General features: G+C 35.0%; 13 protein-coding genes. 9 read left to right on the top strand and 4 right to left on the bottom strand.

What is annotated here, in order from left to right; genetic code table 11:
- Positions 1 to 8 precede the first annotated feature (8 nt).
- The 3 genes from BM305_RS09330 to BM305_RS09340 form a co-directional block, all read right to left on the bottom strand.
- Positions 9 to 1,334 carry a replication-associated recombination protein A gene (locus tag BM305_RS09330; protein ID WP_092560433.1) on the bottom strand — a complete coding sequence of 442 codons (1,326 nt, stop codon included), beginning with the start codon at positions 1,332 to 1,334 and terminating at the stop codon, positions 9 to 11.
- 23 nt (positions 1,335 to 1,357) lie between these two features.
- Positions 1,358 to 1,567: a hypothetical protein gene (locus tag BM305_RS09335; protein ID WP_092560434.1), complete on the bottom strand. Its 210-nt coding sequence runs from the start codon at positions 1,565 to 1,567 to the stop codon at positions 1,358 to 1,360.
- 218 nt (positions 1,568 to 1,785) lie between these two features.
- On the bottom strand, positions 1,786 to 2,550 hold the full coding sequence (locus tag BM305_RS09340) for a helix-turn-helix domain-containing protein (protein ID WP_092560435.1): 765 nt from the start codon (positions 2,548 to 2,550) through the stop codon (positions 1,786 to 1,788).
- Positions 2,551 to 2,709: 159 nt separating this feature from the next.
- On the opposite strand from BM305_RS09340, the gene BM305_RS09345 reads away from it, so the two are divergent.
- The 5 genes from BM305_RS09345 to BM305_RS19645 all read left to right on the top strand — a co-directional run bounded on the left by BM305_RS09345 (position 2,710) and on the right by BM305_RS19645 (position 9,516).
- The gene (locus BM305_RS09345; protein WP_092560436.1) at positions 2,710 to 3,741 is read left to right on the top strand and encodes a glycoside hydrolase family 5 protein; all 1,032 of its coding nucleotides are present in this window, start codon (positions 2,710 to 2,712) and stop codon (positions 3,739 to 3,741) included.
- Between the two features lie 112 nt (positions 3,742 to 3,853).
- A complete protein-coding gene (locus BM305_RS09350; protein WP_092560437.1) occupies positions 3,854 to 7,099 on the top strand; it encodes a carbohydrate binding domain-containing protein in 3,246 nt (1,081 codons plus the stop codon).
- A gap of 479 nt (positions 7,100 to 7,578) precedes the next feature.
- Entirely contained in the window at positions 7,579 to 8,079 is a 501-nt protein-coding gene (locus BM305_RS09355) for an SEC-C metal-binding domain-containing protein (protein ID WP_092560438.1), read from the top strand.
- 265 nt (positions 8,080 to 8,344) lie between these two features.
- Positions 8,345 to 9,289: an immunoglobulin-like domain-containing protein gene (locus BM305_RS09360; RefSeq protein ID WP_177214661.1), complete on the top strand. Its 945-nt coding sequence runs from the start codon at positions 8,345 to 8,347 to the stop codon at positions 9,287 to 9,289.
- Between the two features lie 104 nt (positions 9,290 to 9,393).
- Positions 9,394 to 9,516, top strand: coding sequence for a hypothetical protein (locus BM305_RS19645; RefSeq protein ID WP_272481957.1), 123 nt, complete (start codon positions 9,394 to 9,396; stop codon positions 9,514 to 9,516).
- Positions 9,517 to 9,599: 83 nt separating this feature from the next.
- Here BM305_RS19645 and BM305_RS19335 read toward each other — a convergent pair whose 3' ends face one another.
- Positions 9,600 to 10,040: an NINE protein gene (locus BM305_RS19335; RefSeq protein WP_092560440.1), complete on the bottom strand. Its 441-nt coding sequence runs from the start codon at positions 10,038 to 10,040 to the stop codon at positions 9,600 to 9,602.
- Positions 10,041 to 10,588: 548 nt separating this feature from the next.
- Here BM305_RS19335 and BM305_RS09370 point away from each other — a divergent pair.
- The 4 genes from BM305_RS09370 to BM305_RS09385 all read left to right on the top strand — a co-directional run bounded on the left by BM305_RS09370 (position 10,589) and on the right by BM305_RS09385 (position 14,426).
- On the top strand, positions 10,589 to 11,650 hold the full coding sequence (locus BM305_RS09370) for a bifunctional glycosyltransferase family 2/GtrA family protein (protein WP_092560441.1): 1,062 nt from the start codon (positions 10,589 to 10,591) through the stop codon (positions 11,648 to 11,650).
- Positions 11,634 to 12,737 (top strand): phosphodiester glycosidase family protein, encoded by a 1,104-nt coding sequence (locus tag BM305_RS09375; RefSeq protein ID WP_092560442.1) that lies wholly within the window; start codon positions 11,634 to 11,636, stop codon positions 12,735 to 12,737. Before BM305_RS09370 ends, BM305_RS09375 begins: the two co-directional genes overlap by 17 nt.
- Before the next feature lie 3 nt (positions 12,738 to 12,740).
- Entirely contained in the window at positions 12,741 to 12,956 is a 216-nt protein-coding gene (locus BM305_RS09380) for a hypothetical protein (protein WP_092560443.1), read from the top strand.
- 108 nt (positions 12,957 to 13,064) lie between these two features.
- Positions 13,065 to 14,426, top strand: a complete 1,362-nt coding sequence (locus BM305_RS09385) for a YfcC family protein (RefSeq protein ID WP_207649471.1) — start codon at positions 13,065 to 13,067, stop codon at positions 14,424 to 14,426.
- Positions 14,427 to 14,428: the final 2 nt, after the last annotated feature.

The following is a 14,428-nucleotide window of genomic DNA, read 5'->3' on the forward strand; positions in this document are numbered from 1 at the left end:
ATTTCCTCCTATTCATCAGAAGATTTTAAAAATTCAAAATGTTTGATAATCTGTTGTTCATAGCCGTTTTCAGAAGGAAAGTAAAATTGTCGATCCGTTAACGAATCAGGAAGGTACTGCTGCTTAACATAATGATTTGGATAAGCGTGGGCATATTTATATCCTGAACCGTGACCAAGCTCTGAAGCTCCCTTATAATGAGCGTCTTGTAAATGAGGGGGGATGGTAACATTTTTTTCAGAACTGACAGCTTGAAAGGCAGCATCGATAGCAGCAATGGAAGAGTTACTCTTCGGTGCACATGCTACATAAATGGCAGCCTGTGCCAAGACAATACGTCCTTCTGGCATTCCAAGACGTTCCACAGCCTGTGAAGCAGAAGTTGCAACGACCAGTGCATTTGGATCAGCATTACTGACATCTTCTGCGGCGCAGATCATGATGCGGCGTGCAATGAATGATACGTCTTCACCTGCATAGAGCATTCTTGCCAAATAATATACAGTGGCATCAGGATCAGAACCTCTCATGCTTTTTATGAATGCTGAAATGGTGTCATAGTGATTATCTCCCGTTTTATCATACCGTACAATTCGTTTTTGTATACATTCAGAAGCTACTTCTAATGTAATGTGGGCAATTCCATCCTCAGATTTTGCTGTTGTAAGTACACCTAGTTCAACTGCATTCAAGGCGGAACGCGCATCTCCATTGCAAATATCAGCAAGAAATTCCAGAGCATCCTCTTCAATTTGTGCGTGATAAGAACCTAGCCCCCGTTCTGAATCTGTAACAGCTCTGGTTAGCAATACTTTAATATCTTCTTTTGCTAAAGGTTTTAGTTCAAAAATAATGGAACGGGAAAGCAAGGCACTGTTTACTTCAAAATAAGGATTTTCTGTCGTTGCTCCAATCAAAATAATAGTTCCATCTTCTACAAAAGGTAGTAGGTAGTCTTGCTGTCCTTTATTAAAACGATGAATTTCATCAATAAAAAGTATCGTTCTTTTTCCATAAGCGCCTAGTGTTTCTTTGGCTTTCAAAATGACCGCCTCCATATCCTTTTTTCCAGAGGAGGTGGCATTTATTTGTGTAAACACAGCACTGGTTGTATGGGCAATTACTTTTGCAAGAGTTGTTTTCCCAGTTCCAGGAGGACCATAAAAAATGATAGAGGTTAATTTATCTGCTTTAATTGCCCGATATAATAGTTTGTCTTTTCCTATAATATGTTCTTGTCCGACTACTTCTTCCAAAGTTCTGGGACGAAGCCTGGAAGCTAGAGGAGATTCTTTTTCCAATGTATGATTTCTTACATATTCAAATAAATCCATAAATACCTCATTTCACAAAAAAATTATTTTTTATCATTCTCATTTTTTAATACACGATAAATCAATTGATAGGCATATATTAAAACTGGAAATGATATTGTTGCAAAGATGCAGGCAAAAAACAGACCACCAGTTTCCTTTGTTGTAAATATTGCCACAATTAATGTTGTAATGTATAAGCTGAGTAAAAATAGTACTGCTAATAAGCTTAATATTCGTTTACCTTTTTTCATAACTACCTTCCTAAAGATTATTTTTATAGTTAAGTACCATTATATAGGAAAAAAACATGCTTTGCAAGAAGTCCATTTTGTAAAAAATCATTTGTCTTTTACATAAAGAAACTGGATGTAGTAGGGAGCAATAAAAGCAGTGTACATAAAAACTATTGGGTTCCAGTTTAATTTCTTCTTAAAAGATTCTAGAAGATAAGGTATGGTGTAATACCTAGTTACCTGGGAAAACAATCTAAATGTCCAATTCCAATATTCCTAAAATAAAGAGTCTGGTATTTTTTTGGTGTTATACCTGTTTTTTTGCGAAAAATTTCAGTAAAATAGCTTTGGTTTGGAAATGCCAATACAGATGCAATCTGAGCTGGCGTAAAATCAGAGTAAATCAGCATATTCTGGGCTGTTTCAATCTTTTTATTCTGGATATAGTCACTGAGTGTTACTCCAGCTTCTTTTTTAAATAGCCTCGACAGGTAAGAGGTACTTAAATTTACCAGTTCAGATAATGTTTTTATGGTAATGCGCGTGTGCAGATTATCACAAATATAGTCAATACAAATAGCAACTGGTTTTGAACAAATTTTTTGTTTTCGGAGATTCCGCATGCGATTAGCATAATCCATACACATGATAGGATGAAGATTGGAGACTTCTTCTGGGATTTTGCATAAATCTGCTTTATGAATATAAAAATCACTTAAACTATAAGCAGTTGCCAACTCCATGCCCCCTTCAATGCAATATCTTGCTACCAATGCAGTAGTAATTGCAAAATGGTATATGATATTTCTAAGACAATTGTCTGAAAGATTTCCAAGTCCTTTTTTCTCCATAAGTGATTCACTGCACAGTTCTTTCGTTTTCTTTAAATCACCAGATTTTATAACTGAATAAAACTCCAGTTCTGGATTATAAGGGGCATGAAAAATATTGTTCTCGCGTCTAACAAATTCTCTGTAAACTAGTTCCTTTTGATATTTCATAAAGCACTCTCCCATATCACATTGGTTTATCAGTATCACATTTTTATTATATCACAAAAACATTAAAAAAGATAACAAAACGATATATTATTTTGTGAATAAATGCTAAAAATATATTACAAACAAACATCCATACAAAGATATTGAAAGGAAGATCTTATGAAGCTTAATCGAGGAATCAATCTAGGAGGTTTTTTATCACAATGTACACATTCAAAAGAACATTATGTGGAATTTGTGAAAAATGATGATATTAAACAAATTGCTGCATGGGGGTTTGATCATATTCGATTACCAATTGACAGTGAGGTGCTTGAAGATGAAAACGAATATGAAAAAAAGGAGGGGTATGAAATTCTTTTACAGATTATATCTTGGTGCAAAGAGAGTGACCTGAACATTATACTTGATTTACATAAAGTATATGGGTACGATTTCAATGATGCAGGCAATAAGGAAAAAAATAGCTTGTTTTCAAACGAGGTGCTTCAGGAACGTTTTATAAGGCTGTGGAGGAAAATAGCGGAAAAGTTTTGGGTATATGATAATGTGGCATTTGAATTACTGAATGAAGTGGTGGAATCAGATAATGCGGATTCATGGAATTTATTGATTACTAAAACAGTGGACAATATACGTTCCATTACAGAAAGAACGCCAATTATTTATGGGGGCATTCAGTGGAATAGTGTAAAAACAGTATGTTTGTTGGAAAAGCCAAAACAAAAAAACATTATTTTTACGTTTCATTTTTATGAACCACTTTTATTTACGCATCAAAAAGCTTATTGGGTTGAAAATATGGATAAAGAGAAAGACATATTATATCCAGAATCCATGGAGTATTATAAACAACAATCGGATGTATTGGGAATTCAGGGGAAAACCGTAAGAGAATCCAAATCAAAGACAATGGGAACAGAGTTTATGGAGGAATTAATTTCTGAAGCTGTGTCTGTTGCGCAGGAGGCGGGTGTTAGCTTATATTGTGGGGAATTTGGTGTAATTGATCAAGCACCTTCTCTAGATACTCTAAGATGGTTTCAAGATATAGAGATGGTTTTTCAAAAGTATCAGATTGGTTGTGCTGTTTGGACTTATAAAGAAAAGGACTTTGGATTAATTGGAGATAATTATGCAGAGATAAAGGAAGAATTAATTTCTTTATGGACAAAAAACCAGATGGATTAACAATGTTATTGATTTATCTGAAGGTAGAAGGTATTTGATGGTGTAAGGAAGGATGGGAGGGTTCGTTGTGAAAATAGCCTGATTTTCTTACAGAAAGGGATGAGAAAAGCGTATGAAAAAAAAATCTATTATTTTGTTAGTCGTATTTATTTTAATTGTTACTGGATGTAATAGTCGAAAGAACAATACAGAGAATAATGAGGCAGCTATGACAGAGAAAACTGTTACGAAGGAAACAGAAAAAACGGAAACAAAAGAGGAAAGTAACACAAATTATGAGGAAAATATTGGGGAAAATGCAGAGGAAAACATGGTGACTGATAATGAAAAGAAAGAGGATGCTTTTGAAAATCCAGATGTGTTCAATAATAATGAACAGTCTGAAACAAAAGCAGGAGAATCTGAGGTTACAGACATTGGGGGTGAAACAAAAAGCACAGATATTATAAATAAACCAATCAGTGAAGATAATATAGAGAAAGCAAAAAGTACAGACAAGCCGAAAAGCACAGACAAGCCGAAAAGCACAGAGAAACCAAAAAGCACAGACAAGCCGAAAAGCACAGAGAAACCAAAAAGTACAGAGAAGCCAAAAAGTACAGAGAAGCCAAATAGTTCACACAACATAGGTGAACAGGGCGGTACAAATCAGCCGATAGACTGGAGTATAGACGAGAAAAGACTATCTTACAGCGGATATGAGTTGAAGTGGAAAGAAGATTTTGATGGTTCGGCTTTAAATGCTGCAGACTGGAATTTTGAAACGCATGAAAAGGGCTGGGTTAATAATGAACTGCAGGAATATGTTGTATCGGACAACAATGTTTATGTTGAAAACGGGAAGCTTGTGATTAAAGCAGTTAAAACTTTAGATGGAGAAGGAAATGCTTCTTACACTTCTGGCAGAATTAATACACTAGGTAAGCATGAGTTTACTTATGGATTGTTTGAGGTTAGGGCTAAGGTTCCAAGTGGAAAAGGATTTCTCCCAGCATTTTGGATGATGCCAGCCAATGAAAATCTGTATGGGCAATGGCCAAGATGTGGTGAAATTGACATTATGGAGGTTCTGGGAAATCAAACAGAAACTGTATATGGAACTATTCATTATGGAAATCCCCATAGAGAAAGTCAGGGAACTTATAAGTTAATACAAGAAAGTTTTTTTAATAAATACCATACATTTTCATGTGAATGGGAACCTGGTAAGATTAGTTGGTACGTAGATGGGATACTTTATCATACGGAGAGTGACTGGTTCAGTAGAACTGTAGGTCAGGGTGAAATCACCTATCCAGCTCCATTTGATCAGCCATTTTACATGATTTTAAATTTAGCGGTTGGAGGAAACTGGCCTGGAAATCCAGATGAGAATACAGATTTTAATCAGGCAGAATTTTCCATTGATGGTATTAGAGTATATCAGAAGGACAGTTATAATGAAAATGTGCAAAAACCAGAGCAACAGGTTGTATTGAGGAAGCCAGATGTTAATGGTAACTATATTAATAATGCCGATTTTGAGAATATAGAAAACCTATCTGACGAAAAGAACTGGAGGTTTATGACGGCTTTAGGTGGGCAGGCTACCGCCCAAATTAATAACCAGGCCATTGAAATTATGACTACAAATGAAGGTAATGCGGATTACAGTGTTCAGTTAGTGCAAGCGGATGTTCCAATGGAGAAGGGGGCTTCCTATGAACTGAGTTTTGATGCATATGCATCTGCTGATAGAAGCATGAAAACATGTATTACAGCACCAAATTACGGATATTCCAGATATTTTTCAGATACAACATTAGATTTAACGACGGTAAAAAAGACCTATACCTATTCGTTTAAAATGAAAGATAATTCTGATCCAAATGGACGTCTGGAGTTTAATCTTGGTGCAGCTGGGTCAAAGGCTGATGTCTGGATTAGTAATGTTAAAGTTATTAAAGTTAAAGAAGCAGATCCAAATGAGAATGAACCAAAGACAATACTAGCCGACGGAAACTATGTTTATAATGGTGGATTTCAAGAAGGAACAGACCGGTTGGGGTATTGGGAAATTGAGAATAAATGTAATGCAGATATTTCAGTTACAAGTATAAATACTGACAGGCGCCTAAAAGTTAGTGTGTATGAAGATGGAACAAATAATAGTGTGATAGTAGGAGAATCTGAATTAGCACTTTCTGCAAGCGGCAAATATTCGTTAAGTTTTGATGCGCAGAGTGATAGTGCAAAAGAAATGACAGTGATAGTAGCAGGACAGGAGTTTAAGATACAGTTATCAGAGGAAAATCAATCGTACAACTTTAAATTTGCAACACCTGCTGAACTTACAGGTACAAATCTAGAATTTTATATGGGTATGAAGGGTACTACATATCTGGACAATGTCCGAATTGTTGAAGATACCTTAATTAGAAACGGTAACTTTTCAGCAGGGTTTACAGGATATGAAATATATAAGGATTCTTCTGCTGACGCAACTTATGTAGTTGATAGTTTAACAGAAGACAATGCTGCTGATTTTACAATCAGAAATACAGGAGATCAGGACTGGAAAATTCAACTGAAACAAAGTAATATAGAACTTAGAAATGGACAGTGGTATAAGCTGACTTTTAAAGCAAAAGCATCATTAGACAGAAAAATTCGTGTCATTATGCAGGGGACGGAAAGTAAAAACTGGGCTGTATATTCTGGAGAAAATACAGTTAGTTTGACAAATGAGTACCAGACATTTGAAAAAGTATTTCAAATGAAGGCGGAGACAGATCCAGAGGCATTTTTAAGTGTCTGCTTTGGCAAGGTGGATAACCAGATTACAGAGCTGCACAGAGTGTGTATCGATAATATTTTTCTAGAAGAAGTTGTTGAACCAGAATCAGGCACTAATGAGACTGTAATTGGTGAAAATATTTTGAAAAATGGAGATTTTTCAAAGGGAGAAGAAAATTGGATTCAAGCTATTACTTCACCAGGCGCAGCAAGTGTTGCATTTGAGGATAATAAAGCTGCCTACAATATTACAAATGTAGGAACCCAGGACTGGAATGTACAGTTAAAGCAGGAAGGAATCGCTCTTGAAAAAGGAAAAACTTATAAAATTACCTTCAAAGCATTGTCTACAGAAGCAAGAACTATTAAATGTGCGATGCTGAGTTCAACATATAAATGGTATGGTGGTGGAGACATTATTTTAGAAGGATCAAAAGAAAAGGATATCGAGATTGTCTTTACAATGAACGAAGATACAGATACTGCAACGACAATGGTAGTTTCCATGGGGAAAATTGATGGTGAAGATACTCTAACATCCAGTATTGAACTATATTCTTTTGCATTAGTAAAAACAAATTGATAAAGCTTATAAATCTTCATTAGTATAGAACCCTATTTAGAAAGAGAGCAGACAATTCGTGCTGCTCTCTTAAGCTTCGTAAGTAACAGTAAGAACAGTGGGACTAAATGAAGCAACTAATTTCTCTATTGTTTGTAAGTACTAAGTAAACCTCCTTAAACCGTTAGAAACCCTGGTGTAGTAGGGAGCTACACCAGGGCTATAAAAGGGGAGGATAAGTATTTAATTTTTCATTTGTAAATTGCTTGTAATAATTGGAGGGGGATCCAATTATCATTAGAGCATACGCGTTTTGTAATCTCTAATCATTAGGTACTTTGTGGCACCTCATGTATTAGATTAGTAATAGTATGACCCACCAGAAAAATCTTATACATGATTTTGAAAAAAATCTTATTTTTTATTGAAAGTTAAAATAGAACTATGCTATACTTGTAAACAGTCAGAATCCAAAACGGATGAAAAAAGGTGGTAATAAGATGAGTTTATTAAGTGAATGGCGTGATTATGCATATAGTATAGACACGAATCAAAAGGAGGGCCAATTATTTTGGGCCAATTATTTTAATTTGGAAAAGGCGATCTATGAGAAGCTTTTATCCGAACCAGATGTAGTGGTTAGTGGTACAGTAGAAGAACTGGCAGAAAAATATGATATGAAGCTGTCTTTCATGGTAGGTTTTTTAGATGGGATTAATGACAGCTTAAAAACTCCAAATCCTATTGAGGAAATGGATAAAGATACAGTAGTAAGCTTAGACTTTGATAAAGAGAAGCTTTATTATAATATGGTAGGAGCACAAGCAGACTGGTTGTACGAACTGCCACAATGGGATACATTACTTACTCCAGAAAAACGTAAAGAATTGTATCGTGAGCAAAAACGTTCCACAACCATAGTGAAAGATAAGAAAGTCGGAAGAAATGAACCTTGTCCTTGTGGCAGTGGTAAGAAATATAAACATTGCTGTGGAAAATAAATACTTTCCATTGTTTGAAAATTGTACATTAAAATTTGTCCATGCTTTGTCCATGCTACTTACTAGTTGTGGACAGTATGGACTTTTTAAATTTATTGCATGAAATTGTATAATTTGCCAATTTGAATAAAAAAGCAATATAATTAATAAAAATATTGTGCATTATTGCTATTTCTGTTATAATTGTATCAAGGGAAATTAGTTTCAATCCCATACCATATTAGTGGAAGCCATATGTTAGAAATGATATGAGGAGGAAATGCCTATGAAAAAGAAGATTTTCATTTTAATGAGCGTAACGGTGTTAAGTGTTACAGTATTATGTGGTTTTACTTTTAACAAGGATGCAGTATTAAAGTCATATGAGTTTTCATCAGAGGAAGAAAGCGTACAAGATGAGGACTATGATGGAGAAGATTATGATGAGGAGAATTATGACGAGGAAGAATATGATGAGGAGAAACTGACATTTTATGTTGGAGAACAAGTATTTGCGGAGAGCTTGATTCCAGATTTTGAGGAGGTAATCGTTACATTTGAGGATGGCTCTGAAAGCAAAATATACAATACAGCTGGCACCTATACAGAAACTTTAAGCATACTAGATGATTCTGGAGAAATGGAATCAGATGAGATAAGCTTTGAAGTAGTAGAGGATACAGAAGCTCCTATTTTTTACGGAGTGAAGAACAGGACAGGGTATGTTGGAGATGAAATCGATTATTTAAAAAATGTTACTGCGGATGATAATAAGGACGGCGATTTGACTGATAAAATTGTTGTTGATAGTTCTAATGTAGACTTACAAACAGTTGGAAAATATGAAGCAACATATACCGTAACAGACAGTTCTGGTAATACAGAAACTAAAAAAATAACAGTTACTGTGAAAAAGGACGAACCACCTAAATTAATTGTTGTGAAGAAAAGAAATGTTTATGTAAATGGGAAAATCAATTATTTAAAGGGAGTCAAGGCAATTGATAAAAAAGATGGAAAATTAACCAATAAGATTGTTGTTGACAGCTCTAATGTGGATCTTACTAAGGCAGGTACGTATCAAGTTACTTATTCTGTAACAGACAGTTCTGGTAATACAACTGAGAAGACAGCTAAAATCATTGTAAAGCAACAGAAAAAAAAATCTGATGCAAAGGAAGAGAAAAAAAGTTCAAAAAGTAATAAAATAAAAATTAAAAAGAACAAGTAATAGAAATGAATAGGAGGTATCGTAAAATAGCTAAATTTAGCTGTGGAGCGAACCTCTTTTAATTTTTGCAAGGGAGCTTTTGCGTGTGAAAGGCAGTAGCACTAGTGTTTACAGGACTAAGAAAGAACATGCTGTCTGTGTTTGGCTGTTTAGTTGAACTGACAGAGGATGTCCTGCCTTTAGGCAGTCTGGTTCAGTTGAAAACAGAATATTTTAGGAAGTTATAACTGATGTGAAGTCCATTGTTTCCAGCTTGTAAAAAGGTAAGGGCAACCTAGAAGTAAGTTGCCCAGCGTCATCATTAAGGATTTTACCAATTTTTCACAAACATACCATAGTTATCTCTAAATGAGCCAAGTAGTATAAGTATTAAGTCTATAAAAGCACCAATTCCGAATACTCCAAAAGTAAGAAGGTAAAGGATTCCACTTCCTACCTTGCCGACATAGAATCTATGTATTCCAAATACTCCAAGGAAAAAACATAATAATAAAGAAACTAATCTGCTTTTAGTGCTAATCATTGTATTTGCACCATTAACTGCTGTTGCATTTGCAACATTATTTATGTTAATGGTATTTGCTGAATTTGAAGACTTAGCAGCTTCTTTTTGTTCAGAAAAAGCTTTTCCTACGCACGATTTGCAATAATTTTTACCTTCTACCTCTACAAGGCATTCTTTACAAAAGAATTTACCACAGTATACGCATGTTCCGGAAGCTTCCGTATCTGTATGATTTGTACAGTTCATTTTATTACTCCTCTCAATAATATAAAACCTACTTATGTATACTTATATTCTGCATACATATTGAAAATTTAACAAAATATAGAATATCATGTTTATTTAATAAAATCAAGTACAAAAAACAATTAATTAGCACAGTAGTTTACAATAAACTACTGTTAGATACATGGTGTATACAATAAGATTTTCCTTACATGGATGGAAAAGTAAATGTGAAGGTACTCCCCACACCTAGTTCACTAGTTGCATAAATGGTACCATATGAGCAATCCCGATGCCATTATCAGAAACAGTACCCACGATGTAATTATTTTCAATAGAAAGAGTTACCTTCTGGAAAGTAGAAGCAGATGGGAAATCAGTTCTGACATTTTATGAGACTGCTTCAAAGGATTTTTCTAATCGCTCAAACATATTGTTAATAATCTCATAGCAAACTCCTTATACGAGTTACGATTATTAAAACATATTTTTCTTTTTTTGCGTTAACCCTATTTAAGCTTAATAAAATATAATTAGACCGGAATAAAAAATGGAGGAGGCTAGAAGAAATGGAGAAGAAAAAAATAATAGTGGTCATTCCTGCATATGAGCCCAGTGATAATCTGATTTTACTGCTTAGGGAAATCAAGGAGAAGACAAAATACAAAATGGTAGTTGTAAACGATGGCAGCTCAAAGCAGGCAGAGGAGATTTTTGATGCCGCAGCTCTCTATGGAACAGTACTTACCCATAAGATTAATAAAGGAAAGGGTGAAGCCATAAAAACTGCCCTGAATCACGTTGAAAAAAATTTTCAAGATAATTCAGGAATTGTAATAGTTGATGCAGATGGACAGCACAAAGTAGATGATATGATAAAGGTATGTGAAGAACTAGATAATTTTCCTGATGAAATTATTTTGGGAAGCAGACACTTCAAAGGGAAAATTCCGCTGCGAAGTAAGATAGGAAATATCATTACAAGAGGAGTATTCCGCATGGTATCAGGAATAGCAGTAAATGATACCCAGACTGGTCTGAGGGCATTTGGATATCATAAAATACCTTTTATGAAAAATGTATATGGAAGCCGGTATGAATATGAAATGAATGTATTATTAGCATGTACAAAAGCCCAAATGAAAATTAGGGAAGTTTCTATTGAAACAGTATATATTGGAAAAAACCAGTCATCACACTTTCATGTATTACGAGATTCCTTTCGTATTTATACGGATATCTTAAAGTTTTCATGCTCCTCCTTGCTAAGTTTTATATTAGACTATAGTTTGTACAGTTTTTTTACAATGCTATCTCATAATATGGTGTTTAGTAATGTTTCAGCAAGGATTATAAGTGCCAGTTTCAATTTTTACATTAACAGAAAGTATGTATTTCAAAGCAGAGAACATGTTGTGAAATCTGCGGTAAAATATAGTTTGCTGGCCATAGGACTACTTGTAGTTAATACTATTTTACTGGAATTCTGTGTGAAGTATATTGTAAATAATTTGCTTTTAGGAAAATTGCTGGTGGAAATCGTTTTATTTACATTAAGCTGGATGATTCAAAAAACAGTAGTATTTAAAAAATCAGCAGAAAGGAATGAATTGGATGGGCGAAAAAAATGAATTAAATCATAAGAAGAAAAGAATGTCAGTGAGCCAGATGATTGTAATGGATCTTTTACTGCTGGCGGCAAGTATGGGTGTGTTTATGCTGTTTGATTATGTATTACCACAAAAATCATCTAACCAGGGAACTGTGATTGCAGACGTAAGCGACAGCAAGGACAATTCTTTTACCTTACCAGAAGAGAGCAGCGAGGAAACAAAAGAAGAAACAACAGAAGAAACAACAGAGGAAACAACAGAGGAAAGTACAAGGAGCCGCAGGAAAGGAGGAGACAGATCGGGAAATACCAATACAACAGATATTGCGTCTGATTCCACCGATGCTGAAAATATAAGCTCTTCACAGGTAAAGACAAATAGTTTTGAAACCTATACAAATGAAAATGTACAATTAACCATCAGTCAGAAAGAAACAGGAAGCGGCAGTGATAAAATCACGTATTATGTGGCAGATATATATGTTACCAATATCAAATATCTTCAAACTGCATTCGCAGAAGGCACTTATGGAAAAAATATTAAGGACACCGTACTGAATATTGGAAATGAGAATAATGCGGTATTTGCGGTATCGGGTGACTTTTATGGAAATAGTGAAGAAGGTGTAGTAATTCGAAATGGAATATTATACCGTTTGGATATTAATGATGCAGACATATGTGTTTTATTCACAGATGGAACAATGAAAACCTATTCTCCAGAAGATTTTGATGGAGAAGAAGTAATTGCTGAAGGTGCATGGCAAGCATGGAACTTTGGACCTTCTCTTTTAGACGGAAGTGGTGGAATATTAGGTTCATTCAACACCAATTCTTATTTAAATAGCAGTAATCCCAGATGTGCAATTGGCTATGTAGAACCGGGACATTATATACTGGTTGTAGTTGATGGAAGGAATGAGGGGTATTCCAAAGGGGTAACTTTAAGCGAACTGGCACAGATTATGTCGGGTGAAGGATGTGTTTTAGCTTATAATTTAGATGGAGGCAAATCGGCTGCTATGGTATATCAGGGGGAGTATGTAAACCAGCCTGCGGATGGAGGAAGAGAAGTAAGTGATATTATATTGATAGGAGGTGAATGACATATGAAACAAGGATTTCAGCGATTTTTAACGAGAGTTCTGCCACACATAACCATTGTATTGGCAGGCATGTTTGTGATTTTCTGGATACTGGATATTTTAAATCCAACAATGAATTTTATAAACCGCGAAATATCTAACAAATTGCTTATTATCTTTTGCACAGCTTCCCTAGTTACCTCCATTGTGACGATTGGGCTGGAGCGAAAGACTGACTGAAATAAATTGCTAATATATCGCTTTTTCAGTATAATGTTATTTGGTAACAGGTGACTTGTCCGAAAGGAGCGAATTTTGCAAAAAAGGAAAAGATATTTAAATGGGAAAATGCTACATACTTTTGCATTTTTATTTCTTATCATTGTATTAGCCAGTTTATTAACCTATATGATTCCTGCTGGAAATTTTCAGCGTGTTGAGAACCAATCCTTAAATCAAACAGTTGTAGTGCCTAACAGTTACAAACAGGTGGAGAGCAGTCCTGTGGCTCCATATAAGATTTTTCATAAAATTTTCGAGGCGTTTTGCCAGGAGAAAACAGCATCCTTGATTTTTTTTATTCTAATAATTGGCGGCGTGTTTGAGATAATTATGCAGACAGGGTGTATGATAAGCTTTTGTGAAAGTATTTTAAAAAAATTTATGAAAAAGGAGCTTCTAATAATTCCTGTTTTTGTAACCTTGTTTTCTGTATTTGGCTTTACCATGGGGTTAACAACGGCATCTGTTATTTTTGTTCCATTAGGCATTGCCGCAGCGCAATCGTTAAAGCTGGATAGGATGACAGGCATTGCAATGGTTGCATTGGGAACAAACGCTGGATTTACGGCAGGAATTTTTAATCCATTCAGTGTGGGAACGGCTCAGATTATTGCAGAGCTGCCCTTATATTCTGGAATATGGTTAAGATGTGTAGTGTTGGTAGTTATAAATTTTGTAACCAGTTTATATCTTATGTATTATGCCAAAAAGCAAAGGGACAAAAATATTAACCATAGCATGGAGGAAGAACAGAAGATAGAACAGGGTTTGGAAGCAGGACATAAAATGACAAAGAAACAGATTATCATTTTAACTGAATTTGCAGTTAGTTTTCTTATTCTTACAATTGGAATTTCTGCATACAAGTGGCAGACAGCAGATATTACGGCGGCATTTCTACTTATCGGAAATGTAATCGGTTTTAGTGCTGGTTTTGGAATCAATCAGATTTGCAATATTTTCACAGAGGGATGCAGTAAAATGATAAAGGGAATACTTGTCATTGGGTTGGCAGCAACAATCCGTTTGATTTTGTCTGAAGGAAATATATTGGATACTATTACTTATGAATTGACAGCATTAATATATCATTTGCCACAGTGGGCACAGCTTTTAGGAATATTCTTTTTTAATGCAGCAATCAATTTGCTTATTACATCAGGCTCAGCAAAGGCGGCACTTGTTATGCCTATTTTTACTCCAATGGCTGATTGCTTAGGACTAAGCAGGCAATCAGCTGTTTTTGCGTTTCAGCTGGGTGACGGATTAACCAATTTATACTCCCCAGTTTCAACTACACTAAATGGGGTATTATCCGTTTCAGAAGAGAGTTACGGAAACTGGGTTCGTTTCTACACACCACTTGTTGGAATCTATATGATAGCTGGAGCATTACTGACAATACTCGCCAGTGCTGTCAGTTATTAACT

Source organism: Anaeromicropila populeti (assembly GCF_900112775.1).
Taxonomy (GTDB): Bacteria; Bacillota; Clostridia; order Lachnospirales; family Lachnospiraceae; genus Anaeromicropila_A; species Anaeromicropila_A populeti.